Annotated in this window: 15 protein-coding genes and 5 tRNA genes; 13 read left to right on the top strand and 7 right to left on the bottom strand. The window is 46.7% G+C overall.

What is annotated here, in order from left to right; all coding sequences use genetic code 11:
- Nucleotides 1-3: 3 nt before the first annotated feature.
- The 6 genes from ACQE26_RS03215 to ACQE26_RS03190 all read right to left on the bottom strand — a co-directional run bounded on the left by ACQE26_RS03215 (nt 4) and on the right by ACQE26_RS03190 (nt 6,719).
- Complete coding sequence (locus ACQE26_RS03215) at nt 4-1,917, bottom strand: glycoside hydrolase family 3 protein (RefSeq protein WP_500470676.1); 1,914 nt, start codon at nt 1,915-1,917, stop codon at nt 4-6.
- 46 nt (nt 1,918-1,963) lie between these two features.
- Nucleotides 1,964-3,247, bottom strand: coding sequence for a penicillin binding protein PBP4B (gene pbp4b, locus ACQE26_RS03210; protein ID WP_500470675.1), 1,284 nt, complete (start codon nt 3,245-3,247; stop codon nt 1,964-1,966).
- An 18-nt stretch (nt 3,248-3,265) separates the two neighbouring features.
- Nucleotides 3,266-4,633 carry a PTS transporter subunit EIIC gene (locus tag ACQE26_RS03205; protein ID WP_500470674.1) on the bottom strand — a complete coding sequence of 456 codons (1,368 nt, stop codon included), beginning with the start codon at nt 4,631-4,633 and terminating at the stop codon, nt 3,266-3,268.
- Nucleotides 4,634-4,763: 130 nt separating this feature from the next.
- On the bottom strand, nt 4,764-5,693 hold the full coding sequence (murQ, locus tag ACQE26_RS03200) for an N-acetylmuramic acid 6-phosphate etherase (RefSeq protein WP_060963724.1): 930 nt from the start codon (nt 5,691-5,693) through the stop codon (nt 4,764-4,766).
- A 79-nt stretch (nt 5,694-5,772) separates the two neighbouring features.
- Nucleotides 5,773-6,249, bottom strand: coding sequence for a GNAT family N-acetyltransferase (locus tag ACQE26_RS03195; RefSeq protein ID WP_500470673.1), 477 nt, complete (start codon nt 6,247-6,249; stop codon nt 5,773-5,775).
- Nucleotides 6,250-6,266: 17 nt separating this feature from the next.
- A complete protein-coding gene (locus tag ACQE26_RS03190; RefSeq protein ID WP_060963723.1) occupies nt 6,267-6,719 on the bottom strand; it encodes a 2-thiouracil desulfurase family protein in 453 nt (150 codons plus the stop codon).
- 180 nt (nt 6,720-6,899) lie between these two features.
- Between ACQE26_RS03190 and ACQE26_RS03185 the strand changes: the two genes are divergently transcribed.
- The 13 genes from ACQE26_RS03185 (at nt 6,900) to ACQE26_RS03125 (ending at nt 16,691) form a co-directional block, all read left to right on the top strand.
- Nucleotides 6,900-6,971: transfer RNA gene (locus ACQE26_RS03185), tRNA-Glu, on the top strand.
- A 3-nt stretch (nt 6,972-6,974) separates the two neighbouring features.
- Nucleotides 6,975-7,050 (top strand) — tRNA-Val (locus ACQE26_RS03180).
- A gap of 5 nt (nt 7,051-7,055) precedes the next feature.
- Nucleotides 7,056-7,128 (top strand) — tRNA-Thr (locus ACQE26_RS03175).
- Between the two features lie 18 nt (nt 7,129-7,146).
- A tRNA-Tyr gene (locus tag ACQE26_RS03170) sits at nt 7,147-7,231 on the top strand.
- A gap of 4 nt (nt 7,232-7,235) precedes the next feature.
- Nucleotides 7,236-7,307, top strand: a tRNA-Gln gene (locus tag ACQE26_RS03165).
- Nucleotides 7,308-7,537: 230 nt separating this feature from the next.
- Nucleotides 7,538-8,101, top strand: coding sequence for an RNA polymerase sigma factor SigW (gene sigW / locus ACQE26_RS03160; protein ID WP_003156766.1), 564 nt, complete (start codon nt 7,538-7,540; stop codon nt 8,099-8,101).
- A gap of 13 nt (nt 8,102-8,114) precedes the next feature.
- Nucleotides 8,115-8,732 (top strand): anti-sigma-W factor RsiW, encoded by a 618-nt coding sequence (rsiW, locus tag ACQE26_RS03155; protein WP_500470672.1) that lies wholly within the window; start codon nt 8,115-8,117, stop codon nt 8,730-8,732.
- 175 nt (nt 8,733-8,907) lie between these two features.
- Nucleotides 8,908-9,729 (top strand): diadenylate cyclase CdaA, encoded by an 822-nt coding sequence (gene cdaA / locus ACQE26_RS03150; protein ID WP_500470671.1) that lies wholly within the window; start codon nt 8,908-8,910, stop codon nt 9,727-9,729.
- Nucleotides 9,722-11,161, top strand: a complete 1,440-nt coding sequence (gene cdaR, locus ACQE26_RS03145; protein ID WP_500470669.1) for a CdaA regulatory protein CdaR — start codon at nt 9,722-9,724, stop codon at nt 11,159-11,161. Before cdaA ends, cdaR begins: the two co-directional genes overlap by 8 nt.
- 17 nt (nt 11,162-11,178) lie before the next feature.
- Nucleotides 11,179-12,525, top strand: a complete 1,347-nt coding sequence (gene glmM, locus ACQE26_RS03140) for a phosphoglucosamine mutase (RefSeq protein ID WP_016936920.1) — start codon at nt 11,179-11,181, stop codon at nt 12,523-12,525.
- A gap of 431 nt (nt 12,526-12,956) precedes the next feature.
- Nucleotides 12,957-14,759 (top strand): glutamine--fructose-6-phosphate transaminase (isomerizing), encoded by a 1,803-nt coding sequence (gene glmS / locus ACQE26_RS03135; RefSeq protein ID WP_438421104.1) that lies wholly within the window; start codon nt 12,957-12,959, stop codon nt 14,757-14,759.
- 419 nt (nt 14,760-15,178) lie between these two features.
- On the top strand, nt 15,179-16,051 hold the full coding sequence (locus ACQE26_RS03130) for an ABC transporter ATP-binding protein (protein WP_500470668.1): 873 nt from the start codon (nt 15,179-15,181) through the stop codon (nt 16,049-16,051).
- Nucleotides 16,029-16,691, top strand: a complete 663-nt coding sequence (locus tag ACQE26_RS03125) for an ABC-2 transporter permease (RefSeq protein ID WP_500470666.1) — start codon at nt 16,029-16,031, stop codon at nt 16,689-16,691. The genes ACQE26_RS03130 and ACQE26_RS03125 overlap by 23 nt, the downstream gene beginning before the upstream one ends.
- 76 nt (nt 16,692-16,767) lie before the next feature.
- Here the strand turns inward: ACQE26_RS03125 and ACQE26_RS03120 are convergent, their stop codons facing one another.
- Nucleotides 16,768-17,634: a hypothetical protein gene (locus ACQE26_RS03120; protein ID WP_500470665.1), complete on the bottom strand. Its 867-nt coding sequence runs from the start codon at nt 17,632-17,634 to the stop codon at nt 16,768-16,770.
- Nucleotides 17,635-17,692 lie beyond the last annotated feature (58 nt).

The raw sequence follows: 17,692 nt of genomic DNA, 5'->3' as shown, positions 1-17,692 counted from the left end.
TGTTTAAAGCGGTTTTCCGGTCTTCAGGTTGATACCGAAACCATAAGGATACAGTGTCGTTCCCGGATGGGTGACGGAAGGAATAGCAGCGGGCAGCCTGCCTTTCGGTTTTGTCTGCCCGAATATCGCTTCAATGCCTGCCGGAATGTTTGGCTGGAGAAATTGTCCGTCTGCATATCCTTTAAACCCGTAGACTGCGATAAGGGCGTCAGCTTCTTCAAAATTCGCGGCGTCGTAAGGATTCCGAAGACTCATCAGCACAAAGGGTTTTTGGTTCGACTGCGCAGCCTTCATGACGGCCCGCGGAAACGCGGTCGTCCATTTGCCGGGATCTGTGACGGAATCGTCAATGACGCCGTCGTTTACGACAGGATCATTTTTTACGACATATGAGCCTGTAATGACGTAATCAGCGTCTGATACCAGTTTTTTGTGCTCATCATGAAATGTGCGCTCGGCGAAGTTCATTTTACTGATGGTTACCGGCCGGATTTTTTTCTTTTTGATGAGCTGCCGAATGGTTTGTTCCATTGACGCTGTTTGATCTTCATAAGGAGCGGCAAGGAGAACGCGGCTGTTCTTTTTCGGTTTGAATGGGAGCGTGCGGTTTTTGTTTTGTAAGACGGTGACGGATCTTTCCGCGATTTGTTTTTCAGCCTTCAGATGGTTTTTGCTGCCGACGGTTTTATGCGCTTGTGCCATCTTCTTTTTCAGACTTGTTTCTTTCGGAGTGGGATATATCCCTCGTTTTATTTTCAGGGAAATGATGCGCTCCACCGATTTGTTGATTTGCTGAAGAGGAATATCCCCTTTTTGAACCGCCTTTTTTAAAGCGGAATGAACTTGGGCAAAGCGGTTTTCTGTTTGCAGCGATGTCACTTGGGCCGGCATCAGGGCGATGTCGACTCCTGCTTTTATTGCCATGACGACCGCCTCTTCCTGGCCGAAATGATCGGCAATGGCTTTCATGTTTAATGCATCCGTCACGATGACGCCGTTAAACCCCATTTCCTCACGGAGAAGATGAGTCATCACTTTTTTCGAGAGTGTGGCGGGTACAAGAATGTCTGAACCGTCCAGCTTGCTTTTATAGGTTGTATCGTCAAAAGCGGGAAATTGCACATGGGCTGTCATGATCATATCGGCCCCCGCCTGAATGGCCTGACGGAACGGATAAAGTTCGATCTGCCGCAGCCTTTCTTGACCGTGGGTGACAAGCGGAAGGCCGTAGTGGCTGTCGACATCCGTGTCGCCGTGTCCCGGGAAATGTTTGACGGCGGAAGCGACATTCTGTTTTTGCTGAGCCTTCATTGAGGCAAGGCCGAGTGTTGCTGTCAGATCACGGTCTGAACTGAATGACCTGACGCCGATGACCGGATTTCCGGGATTATTATTGATATCGAGAACGGGAGCGAAATTCGTATTAATGCCGAGTGCTTTCAATTCTTTCCCGATAATTGCGCCGGTTTGGGATGCGTAGGCTGTTTTTCTTGCGGCTCCGAGTGCCATATTGCCTGGGAAATGAGTGCCCTCACCAAGTCTTGTTACGATGCCGCCTTCTTGATCAATGCTTAATAATAGCGGAATGTCAGGGCTTGCTTTTTGAAAGGCATCTGTCAGGCGGACCGTTTGTTCAGTGTTTTTTACATTTTCTGCAAATAAGATAACGCCGCCGAACCGGTACTTTTGAATAAGCCCTGCGACTTCGTCATTCATTTGAGTAAGAGCCTCAGGTGATGACTGCCCCTTTTTTTGCCAATTGCGAAAGTCAGGCATGAGCATCTGCCCTAATTTCTCATCTAATGTCATGCGGGATACCGTTTGTTCCGCCTGTGACGGAATATCCGGTTTTGTCGATGCATGATGCGTGCCGAAAACAATAAACAACAGTAATACAGCTGAGATGACAAGTTTCAAAATGGCGCCCTCCTGCCGTCATAGTTTGGACAAAAGACATAGGTTGTCATTCAATGGCTTCGTAAATCGCTTTTACGACGCTGCCGTAGCTTCCGGTCGGGAAAAGGTCCCCTTCAAAAACATTCGGATTTTCACCGGGGCTGACGACGGGGGAATGCTTTTTGTTGGTCAAAAGCGCGATCCCGAGATGATAAGCGGGGTCAATGATCGTGACGGTGCCGGTCCATCCGGTATGGCCGTAAGCCTGCCTGCTTGCATAAGGGCCGAACATCCACTCCATATCAGGGCTGCCGTTTTTCCGCCAGCCGAGAGCGAAAGTCGGGTCAGAGGATGCCGCTGTTGTGAACAGATCGGCCGTTTGCCGAGTGAAGAGAGAAACGTGTTTGTAACTGCCGCCGTTCAGCATGACTTGAAGAAGGACGGCCATGTCATCAGCGCTTGAAAACAGTCCTGCATGGCCGGACACCCCTCCCATTGAGTAAAATGCTTTTTCGTCATGAACCTCCCCTTGCAGCGTATACGTCCTGATATGAGGAAACTGGATAACCCCGTCACGTGTGTTGCCTAAACGTTCAGTAGCTGCGAATGTTTTTTCTTTGAAGCCTTTTTGCAGCGGGTTAAACAGTGTGTGCGTCAGTTTCAGCGGTCTGTACAGTTCTTGTTCCGCATAGGCATCAAGGGTTTTTCCGGTTATGTTTTCAATGATGCAGCCGAGCAGCATGTAACCGATATCGCTGTATACGTGTTTTGTTCCCGGTTTGTATTCAAGCGGGATCCGGGTGAGAAAACGAATCGTTTTGTCCCGTTCTTGTGAATAAAAAGGGCCTGCGGTGTCCGGCTTATAAAAATAAAAGCTTGCCGGCAGACCGGATTGATGCTGCAGCACATCAATGACGCGTATGCGGTCTTTTCCTTGTATCGGATCGCTTTTCCTGTCTTTGAAATCGGGAAGGTAAGCCGAGATTTTTTGATACACATCCAGCTTTCCCTGGCTGACGAGGCGCTGTAATGCAAAATTCGCCGCAAACATTTTTGTATTGGAAGCTAAATCAAACATGGTTGACGTTTTCATTTTTTTCGGACGGGATAAAAGGCTGTTCCCGTCATATTTTTTGCTGTAGCCGTATGCTTTCTTTTTGATCACCCGTCCGTCCTTTACGACGACGAGGACGGCTCCCGGGAATCCTGCTGCGATGTCTTTTTCAATCATTTGATCAACCTTTCTGAGTTTTGCTGTGTCGTATAATTTAGATTGGGCTCCGGCTTTGTGCTGCGGCAGAAAAGAGAGGCTGATGACCATGGTGAGTACGGCGGCTACCAGTGTTTTCATATTCTGTTCCCTCCCGGCTTATTCAAATTCAGCAGCCATGTCATCCTTAAATCCGAAAGCATAGGTGAAGACAAAGCCCGCCGCATAAGAGATGAAGAGACCGATGATATACAAAACGATTTGAGCCGGCTGTACGAGAAAAGAGAGCGGAAGGCCGGAGACACCGATTGAAAAAGTCGCTACTTGAAAATGAGCTTGAAAGGCGCCTCCGATACCCGCCCCTAAACACGCTGTTAAAAACGGCCGGCCGAGCGGGAGTGTGACGCCGAAGATGAGCGGCTCCCCGATTCCGAGCAGACCGGATGGAAGTCCGCCTCCAATCGCTCTTTTCAATGAGGCTTTTTTTGTTTTCATAAAGATGGCGAAGGCCGCGCCTACTTGACCTGCGCCTCCCATTGCGAGAATCGGCAGAAGCGGGTCATCCCCGATGGATCGGATGAGCTCCAAATGCACGGGAGTCAAGCCTTGATGCAGGCCGGTGATGACAAGCGGCAGGAAGGCGGCTCCTAATACAAATCCCGACAGCACTCCCCCGACATTCAGCAGCGACAATAAACCTGATGTAATCAAATCAGAAATAAAACCGCCTGCAGGGATGAAGATGACATATGTCACCAGTCCGGTGATGAGCAAAGACAGAGTAGGCGTGACGATAATGTCGATGGATTGATGGACATACTTTCTGATAAACCGTTCAGTATAAGCGATAAAAATCGCAGCGAAAAGAACGCCGATTAAACCTCCCCTGCCAGGGAGCAGATTCTCTCCGAATAAACTGATATTGGCGATCTCGGGGTTTAAGATCAATATGCCTGCAAGGCCGCCCATTGCGGGTGTTCCGCCGAATTCCTTCGCCGCATTGATACCGACAAGGACGCCGAGGTAAGCGAATAAGCCTGAACCGATAACCGTTAAAATAAGTGCGATTTGAGATTCTTTCGGGAGCCAGCCGGCCTGAATGACGGCTTTCGTCATGCCGGTGATTAAACCTGATGCAATGAGTGCGGGAATTAGAGGAATGAAGATGCTTGATATTTTTCTCAGAAGCAGTGTGATGGGTGTTGTATTTTTTCTGTTAAGATCGGCTTTTTTCCGTGAGGCGGCTTCTTTTAAATCAATGTTTTTTCCGGGTGACACCAGTTTTGCGAAAGCGTCGGCGACATGATTGACGACACCCGTGCCGAGAATGATCTGCAGTGTTTCGGCTTCGACGACGCCTATTACCCCGTCAAGACGTTTCAGCGCTTCAATATCCGTTTTGTCCTGATCTAAAGGCGTAATTCTCAGGCGTGTCATACAGTGGGTAAAGCCCGAAATATTCGTTGAACCGCCGCAGTTGTCCAGAATATCTTTGGCCAGCGACTGATAAAATGCCTCTTTGCTCATGAAGACCCTCCTCTTTCCGTACCATTTGTCCCGCGGAGCTGTGCCTGAAACGCGTCCTGAAAGCGCCTGCGCCGATCATGAAAACGGCGCGGGCTGGTAAAAGGCACATTATGCGGAGCCAAAAGAATGATCAGCGATTTTTTTCGCTTGAAACATGCTGTTCTATGGCTTTGTCAATGAAGCCTTCCGATTCTTCGAGCAGTGCTTTCGCGTGTGTTGCGTCCGAATTCGTCTTCAGCATGACGATTGCCGTTTTGACATGGCTGCCTGCGGCCTCAAGGGTTTCTTTTGCTTTATCGTACGGAACGCCCGTAATGCTTTGGATAATGCCGATTGCCCGTTCTTTCAATTTTTCGTTGCTGACATGAACGTCCACCATTAAATTTTCGTACACTTTGCCGCTTTTAATCATCACGGCCGTGGAAATCATGTTCAGAATCATTTTATGTGCCGTCGCGGCTTTCATTCGTGTTGACCCTGTAATCACTTCGGGGCCGACGACGACTTCAATGCTGTGATCGGCAAAGGTGCTGATCAATGAGTGCTTATTGCATGTGAGCGCGACGGTTTTGGCGCCGATTGTTTTTGCGTATTTCAGCGCACCGGCCGCATACGGTGTGCGCCCGCTTGCAGCGATGGCAATCACGGTGTCTTCAGCGGTAAGGCCGATCGTTTTGAGATCGAGAGCGCCGGTTTCCTCGCTGTCTTCTATGCCTTCAGCCGCTTGCAAAAAGGCGTCTGCCCCTCCGGCCATCAGACCGATGACGGTGCCGGGACTTACGCTGTATGTAGGCGGGCATTCAACCGCATCAAGTACACCAAGTCTGCCGCTTGTGCCCGCTCCCGCATAAATCAGCCTGCCGTTTCGCCGCAAAGACTGATGGGCAAATTGAACGGCAATTTCAATATCAGGCAGCACCTGCTGAACGGCGTCCGCCACTTTGAAGTCCTCTTGGTTAATGATGCGGAGGATTTCCATCGTGTCTGCTTGATGGATTGAAGCGGTCTGCGGATTTCTTGTTTCTGTGGTCAATCTGTGAATGTTAAGCCGGTCTGTCATGAATGTACCCTCCCAAGTCGTTATTACTTGAAGTATATGGGCTTCTGAATATATGTTTCAAGAAAAAAATCAAACGCTTTCACAAAAAAAGATGCAGAATGTGCTGTTCGCCGATGGGGCCGATCCTGCGACGCCCTTTATCAATAAAACCGGAAGACTGGTACAGGTTCTTTGCGCGATGATTGCGATGGTTCACTGCAAGCACGATTTCGTCACACCAAGGAAAATAATTTGCGGCAAAAGCGGGGAGCTGCAGCATCGCTTGTTTGGCATAACCTTTTTCTTGCTGCCGCGCATCTATGGACAGTGCGCTCAGTAAAATGGCAGACACGCTGTTCGAATATGGAGCTATGGTTTCCTTTGAGGTATGTAAAATGAAAAAACCGACGGGGGTGTCTTCTTTTAAAATGACTGTAGGATAGCGCTCCCGGATGACAAGAGCCTGCGGCAGTACATCCTTCGGGAGAGCTGTGAACATTTTATCTTCTTCACTGAGTACAAACCCGTTCAGGCCGTCTGCATGCTCCGGTTTATAAAAGGATAGGGCTGCAACCATGATATCTACTCTCCTTTTTATAGTTGATCCAGTTCATTTTCTGATAACACGCGGCAGCCTGCCCGTTTTAATAGAGCGGAAGTGATGCCGTCCCCGATTATCTTTTTCCCGGAGAAAGTGCCGTCATAGATGAAGCTGCTGCCGCAGGACGGACTGTTTTCTTTAAGGATGACCGCTGCGGCGCCTATTTCTTTTGCGTATGCTAACGTTTTTTCCGCGCCGTCTATATATAAAGATGTAACGTCTTCACCTGATGCCGTTACGATTCTTGCTGTTCCGTTCAGCACGTCTTCGCCCGTGCCGCCGATGATTTCCGCCGGTTCGCGGGGAGTGGTGAAGCCGCCCAAAAGTTCGGGGCAGACCATAACAGCTTTCTTTTCCTCTACGAGTCTGCGGATTTTTTCCGAGGCGGCGTGGGAGCCGTTATACCTGCATTCGATACCGCCGAGACAAGAGCTGACTAAGATCATCTGTGTCCATTCCCTTCAATATTTTGATACTTTCATCTTAAATGAAATAAGAGAGAAGGGACGAGTTTTTCAGTTAAAAAACGGGTAAAAAAGTTTGAAAATAAAAAAAATAAATTTTCTCTTTACAAAAGGGGTATAACCTGTATATAATAACTTTTGTCAGCTCGACGCGGACATAACGGCCCGTTGGTCAAGCGGTTAAGACACCGCCCTTTCACGGCGGTAACACGGGTTCGAATCCCGTACGGGTCATATGGAGGATTAGCTCAGCTGGGAGAGCATCTGCCTTACAAGCAGAGGGTCGGCGGTTCGAGCCCGTCATCCTCCACCATATTTGCCGGCCTAGCTCAATTGGTAGAGCAACTGACTTGTAATCAGTAGGTTGGGGGTTCAAGTCCTCTGGCCGGCACTGTTTTCCAAAAAATACGGAGGGGTAGCGAAGTGGCTAAACGCGGCGGACTGTAAATCCGCTCCCTCAGGGTTCGGCAGTTCGAATCTGCCCCCCTCCACCATTTTTGGGCTATAGCCAAGCGGTAAGGCAACGGACTTTGACTCCGTCATGCGTTGGTTCGAATCCAGCTAGCCCAGTCTCAGACACCTTTTGTATAAGGGTGTCTTTTTTTATCGGTATTTTTTCTCGAATTCTGATTGTTCATCAGATATACTATTTTTAAGCTGCTGTTAAGGCAGTATATTCTGTATTTTCCATCTACACCCTGCCTGAAATTTGGTAAAATAAATGTAATAAAAAAAATGAAACCTTTTAAAACAATCAACGTATAGATACAGACCGGTGAAGGGCAGAGGTAAGATAAAACATGGAAAACCTGATTAAAAAAAGAATCAAGCAAGTCAAAAAAGGCGATCAAAATGCGTTTGCGGAAATCGTTGACCTTTATAAAGATAAGATTTACCAGCTTTGCTACCGCATGCTCGGCAATGTCCACGAAGCGGAAGATATTGCGCAGGAAGCTTTCATCAGAGCGTATGTCAATATCGACAGTTTCGACATCAACAGAAAGTTTTCAACGTGGCTTTACAGAATTGCGACCAACCTGACCATTGACCGTATCCGCAAGAAAAAGCCTGATTATTATCTGGACGCAGAAGTGGCGGGCGCAGAGGGGCTGACGATGTATTCGCAGATCGCCGCGGACGGGGTTCTCCCTGAAGACGCCGTGTTGTCATTGGAGCTTTCGGACACAATTCAGAAAAAGATTTTAAAGCTGCCTGACAAGTACAGAACGGTTATTGTATTAAAGTATATTGATGAACTCTCTTTAATTGAAATCGGGGAGATTCTGAATATCCCTGTCGGCACCGTCAAGACAAGGATACACAGAGGCAGAGAGGCTCTTAGAAAACAATTAAGGGATCTTTAAGTGGGGTGATGAAATGAGCTGTCCTGAACAGATCGTGCAGCTTATGCATAAGCATCTTGATGGAGATATCCTTCCTGAAGATGAAGACGTATTAAAACAACATTTGCGGTCATGCGGGAATTGCAAACGGCATTTTCATGAAATGGAGAAATCCGTAGCGCTCGTCCGGAGCACATCGCATGTCACAGCCCCTGCTGATTTTACTGCCAAAGTTATGGCGAATCTTCCAAAAGAGAAAAAACGCGCTTCTGTAAAACGATGGATCAAAACTCATCCGATAATTGCAGCCGCGGCGGTTTTTGTGATTTTAATGGGCGGCGGTTTTTTTAACAGCTGGCATAACGACCACAATTTCAGTGTGTCAAAGCAGCCGAACCTTGTCGTGCAGAATCACACGGTCACCGTCCCTGAAGGCGAGACCGTAAAGGGCGATGTCACAGTAAAAAACGGCAAGCTGGTCATTAAAGGGAAAGTCGACGGCGACGTGACCGTGGTTAACGGAGAAAAATACATGGCCTCAGCCGGACAAGTCACCGGGCAGATTGAAGAAATTAACGAATTGTTTGACTGGGTCTGGTACGAACTGAAAACAGCGGGTCAGGGCGTCGTGAGTGCTTTAGACTCCGATTAAAGATGAGTAAAGCGTATAATCGCTTTACTCTTTTTTTACGCAGCACCGCGCTGGCTGATTTCACTTGATAAATCAAAATGTGGTATAATGAGCACGCTATATGATGTACATATTGCTCATGCAGCACAATTCATAACAAAAAAACGAAATGACTGAATTCTTGGAGGACGAGGAAATGGCTTTTGAGGACATCCCATTTTTGCAATACCTCGGCAATGCCGTTGATATTCTCCTTGTTTGGTATGTGATATATAAATTAATCATGGTCATACGCGGAACGAAAGCGGTTCAGCTTTTAAAAGGAATCGTCGTCATCGTGTTGGTCCGGATGGCCAGTTCATATTTGGGACTCAGTACGCTTCAGTGGCTGATGGACCAAGCGATAACATGGGGATTTTTAGCGATCATTATTATATTCCAGCCTGAGCTGAGACGGGCGCTTGAACAGCTCGGACGGGGCCGGTTCTTTTCAAGGAGCGGCACCCCCGTGGAGGAAGCGCAGCATAAGACAATTGAAGCGATTACAAAATCAATCAGCTACATGGCGAAACGCCGCATCGGCGCCCTCATCGCCATTGAGCGCGACACGGGAATGGGCGATTATATTGAGACGGGCATCCTGCTTAATGCGCAGGTCAGCTCGGAGCTTTTGATTAATATCTTCATTCCGAATACGCCGCTGCACGATGGAGCGGTCATTATGAAAAATAACGAGATCGCGGCGGCTGCCTGTTATCTGCCGCTTTCTGAAAGCCCGTTTATTTCAAAGGAGCTGGGGACGCGGCACAGAGCGGCTGTCGGCATCAGTGAAGTGACGGACAGCTTAACCATTATCGTATCTGAAGAGACGGGCGCCATCAGCGTGGCCAAAAACGGAGACCTTCACAGAGAATTGACGGAAGAAGCACTGAAAGAAATGCTTGAAGCTGAGTTTAAGAAAAACGCCAGAGATACTTCTTCTAACCGCTGGTACTGGAGGGGCAAGAAAAATGGATAAATTCTTAAACAACCGCTGGGCTGTAAAGATCATTGCATTGCTCTTTGCGCTCCTGCTTTATGTTGCGGTTAACAACAACCAGGCGCCGACTCCGAAAAAGCCGGGGGAATCCTTTTTTCCGACATCAACGACTGACGAGGCTACGCTTACTGATATTCCTGTAAAAGCATATTATGATGAAGCGAATTACGTGGTCACCGGCGTGCCTCAGACCGTAAATGTCACGATTAAAGGATCGACAAGCGCGGTGAAAAAGGCGAGACAGACGAAGAATTTTGAGATATACGCCGATATGAACAAGCTGAAGACCGGGACTCATAAGGTCGAATTGAAGGCGAAAAATGTATCGGACGGACTGACGATATCCATTAACCCGTCAGTCACGACGGTTACGATTCAGGAAAAAACGGCTGAGAGTTTTCCGGTTGAAGTTGAATACTACAATAAAAGCAAAATGAAAAAGGGGTATACGCCCCAGCAGCCGATCATCAGCCCGAAAAACGTACAGATTACGGGTTCGAAAAATGTGATTGACAACATTTCGCTTGTCAAAGCATCCGTGAACCTTGAAAATGCAAATGAAACCATTGATAAGGAAGTGAAGGTGACCGTCTATGACAAAGACGGCAACGCACTTCCTGTTGATGTTGAACCGTCAGTCATCAAAGTGACGGTTCCCGTGGCCAGTCCGAGCAAAAAGCTCCCTTTCAAAATCGAAAGGAAGGGAAGTCTTCCTGACGGGGTGAGCATTGCAAGCATTGACTCGAATCCGAGTGAGGTGACGGTTTACGGCCCGCAGGACGTACTGGATTCACTTGAGTTTATCGACGGCGTATCTCTTGATTTAGGCAAAATTGATAAAGATACGGATATAGATGCCGACATCCCGCTTCCTAAGGGTGTGACAAAGGTGTCACCGGGGAAAATTACGCTTCATGTTAAGGTGGACAGTGAAGACAAAAAGGATTTTGACAATGTTGCAATCAAGACGGTCGGATTGGGAGGCTCGCAGCAGATTGAGTTTCTCGACCCAGAATCGCGGGCGATAAATATTACGGCCAAAGGCTCTCCGGCCAACATTAAGGCGCTGAAAAAGTCGGACATTGAACTGTACGCCAATGTCTCAGACTTAGAGGACGGAGTGCATTCTGTAAAGCTTGCAGTAAACGGACCGCAAAACATCACATGGTCCCTGTCCAAAGACACGGCTAAAATCAAGCTGACTTCTAAGAAAAACACAAGTTCAAATAAAAATAACGGCGGCTCCGCCGATTCCGGCAATAATGACGGCACAAGCGGAGACGCAGACAAAGACAAGAACAAGAACCGGGAAGACGACACTGACAGCGATCAGAATAAAAGTCAAAACCAGGATCAAAATCAAGACCAGGATGAAGGCGGATCAAGCGCTGATTCATCTTCAACAGAATGAAAAAGGAGCGATACAAAATGGGCAAGTATTTTGGAACAGATGGTGTAAGAGGTGTTGCCAACAGCGAGCTTACGCCAGAGCTGGCCTTTAAAGTGGGGCGTTTTGGCGGTTATGTCCTGACCAAAGATAAACAGCGCCCGAAAGTGCTGATCGGCCGTGATACACGCATCTCCGGACATATGCTGGAGGGAGCCCTTGTCGCCGGACTTTTATCGATCGGAGCTGAAGTGATGCGCCTCGGCGTCATTTCTACACCGGGGGTATCCTATTTAACGAAAGCCATGGATGCTGAGGCGGGCGTCATGATTTCCGCTTCTCACAATCCCGTACAGGATAACGGAATTAAATTTTTCGGAGGAGACGGCTTTAAGCTTTCTGATGAGCAGGAGGCCGAGATTGAACGTCTCATGGATGAACCGGAAGATAAGCTGCCGAGACCGACAGGCGCGGATCTCGGGCTTGTGAACGATTATTTCGAAGGTGTTCAAAAATATCTGCAATTTTTAAAGCAGACGGCCGACGAAGATTTCACGGGTATTCATGTAGCGCTTGACTGCGCCCATGGTGCGACATCTTCCATTGCGACTCACCTTTTTGCCGATCTTGATGCTGACGTGTCTACAATGGGAACGTCTCCGAACGGATTAAATATCAATGACGGCGTCGGTTCTACACATCCGGAAGCGCTGAGTGCTTTCGTCAAAGAAAAAAACGCCGACATCGGCCTTGCATTTGACGGCGACGGTGACCGCCTCATTGCCGTTGATGAAAAAGGAAACATTGTCGACGGCGATCAGATCATGTACATATGCGCGAAGTATTTGAAATCAGAGGGCCGTCTCAAAGATGATACCGTCGTATCAACCGTGATGAGCAATCTCGGTTTCTACAAAGCGCTTGAAAAAGAAGAAATCAAAAGCGTTCAAACGGCAGTCGGAGACCGCTATGTCGTAGAAGCGATGAAAAAAGACGGCTACAATGTCGGCGGCGAGCAGTCAGGGCACCTTATTTTCCTTGATTACAACACTACCGGTGACGGTCTTTTGTCCGCGATCATGCTTGTGAATACGCTGAAGGCGTCCGGCAAAACCCTTTCAGAGCTTGCGGCTGAAATGAAAAAATTCCCGCAGCTTTTAGTAAATGTGAAAGTGACGGATAAATATAAGGTGGAAGAAAACGCTAAGGTGAAGGCCGTTATTTCTGAAGTGGAAAAAGAAATGAACGGAGACGGCCGGATATTAGTGCGTCCGTCAGGCACCGAGCCGCTCGTCCGCGTGATGGCGGAAGCGAGAACAAAAGAGCTTTGTGACGAATATGTCACAAAAATCGTGGATGTCGTGCGGACAGAAATGGGAGCGGAGTAACGAAGTTTATAAACAGAGAGCGAACAAGACAAGTGCGACCAGCATAATATGATAGTAAACATGATGCCGGGGCGGCAAAAAATAATTGACCGTCCTTGGCACATGCTGTAAAATCAAGCTTGTCCGGCCTTTGTTTTTCACTTGCAGGGAAGGCGGAATTGTTTGCATCTTTTATAATTACAGCGCCCGAACTAAGCGCCCGAAAAACGGCTTAGTTGACGAGGATGGAGGTTATCGAATTTTCGGCGGATGCCTCCCGGCTGATTCATTTAGATCACAGCCGTAAGGATTTCTTCAAACCGGAGGGGCGACTCTCCGAACAAAGGGAAATCACATGATCTTCCAAAAAAACATGTGGGAGGGGACGATTGAAAGTCCCCTTGTAATTCGGCTTTCTTCGTCTCCTTTTACACCTTTAGGAGGAAGAAAAAATGTGTGGAATTGTAGGTTATATCGGTCAGCTTGATGCGAAAGAGATTTTGTTAAAAGGATTAGAGAAGCTTGAGTACCGCGGCTATGACTCTGCCGGTATCGCTGTGGCGAACGAGCAGGGCGTGCATGTGTACAAAGAGAAAGGCCGCATCGCCGACCTTCGTGAAGTGGTGGACCCCGCGGTTGAATCTCAAGCGGGAATCGGCCATACACGCTGGGCGACTCACGGCGAACCAAGCTTCCTGAACGCTCACCCGCATCAAAGCGCACTCGGCCGCTTTACACTTGTTCACAATGGTGTGATCGAGAACTATGTTCAGCTGAAGCGCGAATATCTTGAAAACGTTGAACTGAAAAGCGACACGGACACTGAAGTCATCGTTCAAATGATCGAGCAATTTGTGGCGGGAGGTCTTAATACAGAAGAAGCGTTCCGAAAAACACTCACTCTGTTAAAAGGCTCTTACGCGATTGCATTATTTGACGGCGAAAACACAGACACCATTTTCGTTGCAAAAAACAAAAGCCCTCTGTTAATCGGTCTTGGAGATACGTTTAACGTCGTGGCATCTGATGCGATGGCTATGCTTCAAGTAACGAATGAATACGTTGAGCTTTTGGATAAAGAAATGGTGATCGTGACAAAAGACGAAACCGTGATTAAAAACCTTGACGGTGAAGTCATGACACGTGCGTCTTATATCGCTGAGCTTGACGCCAGTGATATCGAAAAAGGCACATACCCTCACTACATGTTAAAAGAAACGGATGAGCAGCCGCTTGTTATGCGCAAAATCATCCAAATGTATCAGGACGAAAATGGCAGACTGGCTGTGGCCGGCGATGTCGCTGACGCCGTGGCGGAAGCGGACCGCATTTATATCGTGGCTTGCGGAACGAGCTACCATGCCGGTCTTGTCGGGAAACAATATATTGAAATGTGGGCAAACGTCCCGGTTGAAGTGCATGTAGCGAGTGAATTCTCTTACAACATGCCGCTTCTGTCTAAGAAACCGCTCTTTATCTTCCTTTCTCAAAGCGGAGAAACAGCGGACAGCCGCGCCGTGCTTGTTCAAGTCAAAGCGCTGGGCCACAAAGCGCTGACAATTACAAACGTTCCGGGATCCACGCTTTCCCGTGAAGCGGATTACACATTGCTTCTCCATGCAGGCCCTGAAATCGCGGTTGCATCAACAAAAGCGTATACGGCTCAGATTGCCGTGCTTGCGATCCTTGCATCAGTTGCGGCAGAACGCAACGGCGTTGATATCGGCTTTGATTTAGTCAAAGAATTAGGTATCGCGGCAAATGCCATGGAAGCTCTCTGCGACCAGAAGGACGAAATGGAAATGATCGCGCGTGAGTACCTGACTGTTTCAAGAAACGCTTTCTTCATCGGCCGCGGCCTCGACTACTTCGTATGTGTCGAAGGCGCCCTGAAGCTGAAAGAGATTTCTTACATTCAGGCGGAAGGCTTCGCCGGCGGCGAGCTGAAGCACGGAACAATCGCCCTGATCGAAGAAGGAACACCGGTCTTTGCACTGGCGACACAAGAACACGTCAACCTGAGCATCCGCGGAAACGTGAAGGAAGTCGCAGCCCGCGGCGCCAACACTTGCATCATCTCGCTGAAAGGCTTAGAAGACGCAGACGACAGATTCATCCTGCCGGAAGTCAACCCTGCACTTGCTCCGCTGGTTTCTGTTGTACCATTGCAGCTGATTGCTTACTACGCTGCACTGCACCGCGGCTGTGACGTTGATAAACCGCGCAACCTTGCGAAGAGTGTGACTGTGGAATAATATATTTAACCCCTTTGGTTATTAGCCAGAGGGGTTTTTTAATGCGGAAATGAGAAATCCATACTCTTTGCGATTTTAAGGAAATCCCCGTTTATATATTGAAAAGGAATAACACCTGTTTTATAATACGAGATGCATTTCAGTTAACATCCATAAATGTAATCATTAGTAAATCGTTTTGTGTATGCCTCATCGGAAAGTCATCACCTCCAGCAATTTTTCATCATGAATATCCATTATATAAACGTAATCAATCGATTGCACTTCCACATTATGCTTAAGACTTTAAAATCTCTTTTGTGTTTGCCGACTCTTGCTTCATTATGAATTCCTCGACCAGATATAAAAATCACAATATTTTTGCAATAATCCGGTTCAATTCTTAAAAAAGTCCTGACAACAGTGATAGGAGTGGAATGATGTCAAATCTTTTAGAAGTCAGAAACCTCAGCAAATCTTTTGGTCATAAAGCTGTTTTAAAAGATGTCACATTCAATGTGCCTGCCGGGTCCATTGTCGGTTTTATCGGTGATAACGGCGCAGGCAAATCAACAACATTTAAAACGATATTAGGGTTAATCTCTCAAGATAGAGGAAAAGTGAAAATCTTTGGTGAGGAGAATCTGGATAAACATATAAAGTTCAAAGAAGATATAGGGGTCGCATTTGATGCGATGAATCTGCCCGCGCATCTTACGATAAAGCAGCTGAATCATGTATTTAAAAAACTATTCGGTGCTTGGGACCAAGACAATTTTTATCGGTTGGTTCAATCTTTCTCTTTACCTATGGACAAAAAAGTAAATACATTCTCGCGCGGCATGTCAATGAAGTTATCCGTAGCTGTTGCTTTGTCGCATAACGCAAAATTATTAATCTTGGATGAAGCAACGGGAGGGCTTGATCCCTCTTCAAGAGATGATCTGTTAAATGAATTAAAAAGCTTTGTGAGTAAATGCAACGGCGGTATTTTACTTTCATCACATATTATGTCTGATGTTGAGAAGATAGCAAGCCATATCATTATTATGAAAGATGGCGAGATTTTATTAAATGAAGAGAAAGATAAGGTTCTTGAAAGCTATACTGTTATAGATGTTGATGAAGGTCAATTGGCTGAGCTCAACGAAGATATCATTCTTGCAAAAAGGAGCCATGGATCTTATTGGAGTGTGCTTGTATCGGATCGACAGAAATTGCCGAATGGCGTAACGGCCAAAACCATTTCAATAGAAGAAATCAGTGTCTTTTTAACGAGGAGTGAAAAACATGAGAGGTCTGTTATTGACTAACTATTACTTAGTTTATCGAAGTTTCTTTGCATACACGGGGTTGGCCATATTGGTATCAGCAGTCATCTTTTATTTTGGAGACGCTTCAATGCATCGTTTTGTTGCTATGCTGATTATTTTGTTTGTCGTCATGCCCGCACTTGAGGTTATAAAGTATGAGAGTAAGTCTGGCTATGACAAGTATGTGCTGACTTTACCGGTCAGCAGAACAAATATTGTTCAAAGCCACTATGTCTTCTATCTTTTAGTTGTTGTGATCGGAGCTGTGATATCTTATGGTGTCTTCTTTGTATACAGCCTGGGTTCTGATGATCGAATTGACGGCATATTGAATATTGTCTCTTTTGGAACGTTCATCGTGCTCTTTGCCGGTGCAATCGTTTATCCTCTTCTCTATATGATAGGCCCGGAAAAGTCTGATGCTATTGTAATTGGAGGTGCAATGGGGGGACTTTTTGCTACCTTTGGATTGCAAAGTGTCGTTGGTTATGTAGCAGAACAATTATCGCCGTCATTTTTGCACATAGATCCTTCTTTATATGTCCCGATTATATATCTCATGATCGGCGTTATCTTATATCTCGTTTCATTTTTCATTGCCGCAGCTATCTATCATAAAAAAGAATTCACAACAGGATAAGGCATGGCACAGGCTCATAAATTCACTTAAACTCCAAGCATAAAGCCGCCCGCACAATGGGCGGCTTTTCTTCTCATTAATACTGTGATGTCACATCGTACTCATAATCAATCTTCAATTTCACATTTTTCATAGTCGATTTTGCTGTTGCAAGTGTGTTGAATTTAAAATTCCAGATGCTTGAGACTGAGAGGTTATCATCCTGTGTGATACCGTAATTTCCTTGAGTGGAGCTGTTTGCGAGTGCACGGTGCCACACTTTATTTTCTTCAGACATTATGTTGTGTTTTGTGTTTCCTTGACTTGGTATTTGAGTCGCGGTGGTGCTGATTCTTTTCACTATGGCGTCTTTTGGAATGCTTGTCTGTTTGGTTAAGTCGAGCCTGAGAACGGTTGAATCCGATCCGTTCGGACTGAGGCTTGTATTTCCTTTATTTTCAGCTGTGCCGCTGAATGCGAAGGTTTCGCTTCCGGCTTTGATTCGATCGTAAATGGAGAGTGTAAAGTATATATCGTCAGTGTATGAGCCGCGGGACACTTTCACGTAGAACGTCTCGTTATTTTCTTTCGCATCTGTAATGGCATAGATAAAAGGAAGCAGCGTATCAGGGTTTATCACTTCTGTGCCTTTACTGACCAGCACTTTATTTTTATTGTAAATTTCAATGCTCATTCCCTTGTATTCACTTCTTGCTGAGCTCCTGACATAGAGTCTTTCTCCCTTATTGGCAGTGAAAGTGAAGTACGATTCTTTTTCCCCTTCCGGCAATACGGCTGTATCAATATTTTTATATTTCCAGTAGCCTACTGGATTGGCAGTTTCAAATGAGTGATTTCCTGTAATAGTGCTTACTTGAAACGCAGAGGCTGAAGCTGAAGGTGCAAACAATACGCCTGATAATACGATTGCAGTGACAAATAGAATAGATATATACTTTTTCATGGAAAAATCCCCCTTTTTACTTCATCATATATAAAAACGACTATTATGTAAACATTTG

The sequence above is a fragment of the Bacillus sp. 5RYD7K genome (assembly GCF_059831465.1).
Note: the sequence above shows the minus strand (reverse complement) of the source record. Positions and strands in the feature narration are given on the sequence as shown.

Excerpts from the sequence above, each read along its gene's own strand:
- pbp4b (WP_500470675.1), bottom strand. The coding sequence starts at position 3,247 with ATGAAAACACTGGTAGCCGCCGTACTCACCATGGTCATCAGCCTCTCT.
- ACQE26_RS03205 (WP_500470674.1), bottom strand. The coding sequence starts at position 4,633 with ATGAGCAAAGAGGCATTTTATCAGTCGCTGGCCAAAGATATTCTGGAC.
- murQ (WP_060963724.1), bottom strand. The coding sequence starts at position 5,693 with ATGACAGACCGGCTTAACATTCACAGATTGACCACAGAAACAAGAAAT.
- ACQE26_RS03195 (WP_500470673.1), bottom strand. The coding sequence starts at position 6,249 with ATGGTTGCAGCCCTATCCTTTTATAAACCGGAGCATGCAGACGGCCTG.
- ACQE26_RS03190 (WP_060963723.1), bottom strand. The coding sequence starts at position 6,719 with ATGATCTTAGTCAGCTCTTGTCTCGGCGGTATCGAATGCAGGTATAAC.
- sigW (WP_003156766.1), top strand. The coding sequence starts at position 7,538 with ATGGAAAACCTGATTAAAAAAAGAATCAAGCAAGTCAAAAAAGGCGAT.
- rsiW (WP_500470672.1), top strand. The coding sequence starts at position 8,115 with ATGAGCTGTCCTGAACAGATCGTGCAGCTTATGCATAAGCATCTTGAT.
- cdaA (WP_500470671.1), top strand. The coding sequence starts at position 8,908 with ATGGCTTTTGAGGACATCCCATTTTTGCAATACCTCGGCAATGCCGTT.
- cdaR (WP_500470669.1), top strand. The coding sequence starts at position 9,722 with ATGGATAAATTCTTAAACAACCGCTGGGCTGTAAAGATCATTGCATTG.
- glmM (WP_016936920.1), top strand. The coding sequence starts at position 11,179 with ATGGGCAAGTATTTTGGAACAGATGGTGTAAGAGGTGTTGCCAACAGC.
- glmS (WP_438421104.1), top strand. The coding sequence starts at position 12,957 with ATGTGTGGAATTGTAGGTTATATCGGTCAGCTTGATGCGAAAGAGATT.
- ACQE26_RS03130 (WP_500470668.1), top strand. The coding sequence starts at position 15,179 with ATGTCAAATCTTTTAGAAGTCAGAAACCTCAGCAAATCTTTTGGTCAT.
- ACQE26_RS03125 (WP_500470666.1), top strand. The coding sequence starts at position 16,029 with ATGAGAGGTCTGTTATTGACTAACTATTACTTAGTTTATCGAAGTTTC.
- ACQE26_RS03120 (WP_500470665.1), bottom strand. The coding sequence starts at position 17,634 with ATGAAAAAGTATATATCTATTCTATTTGTCACTGCAATCGTATTATCA.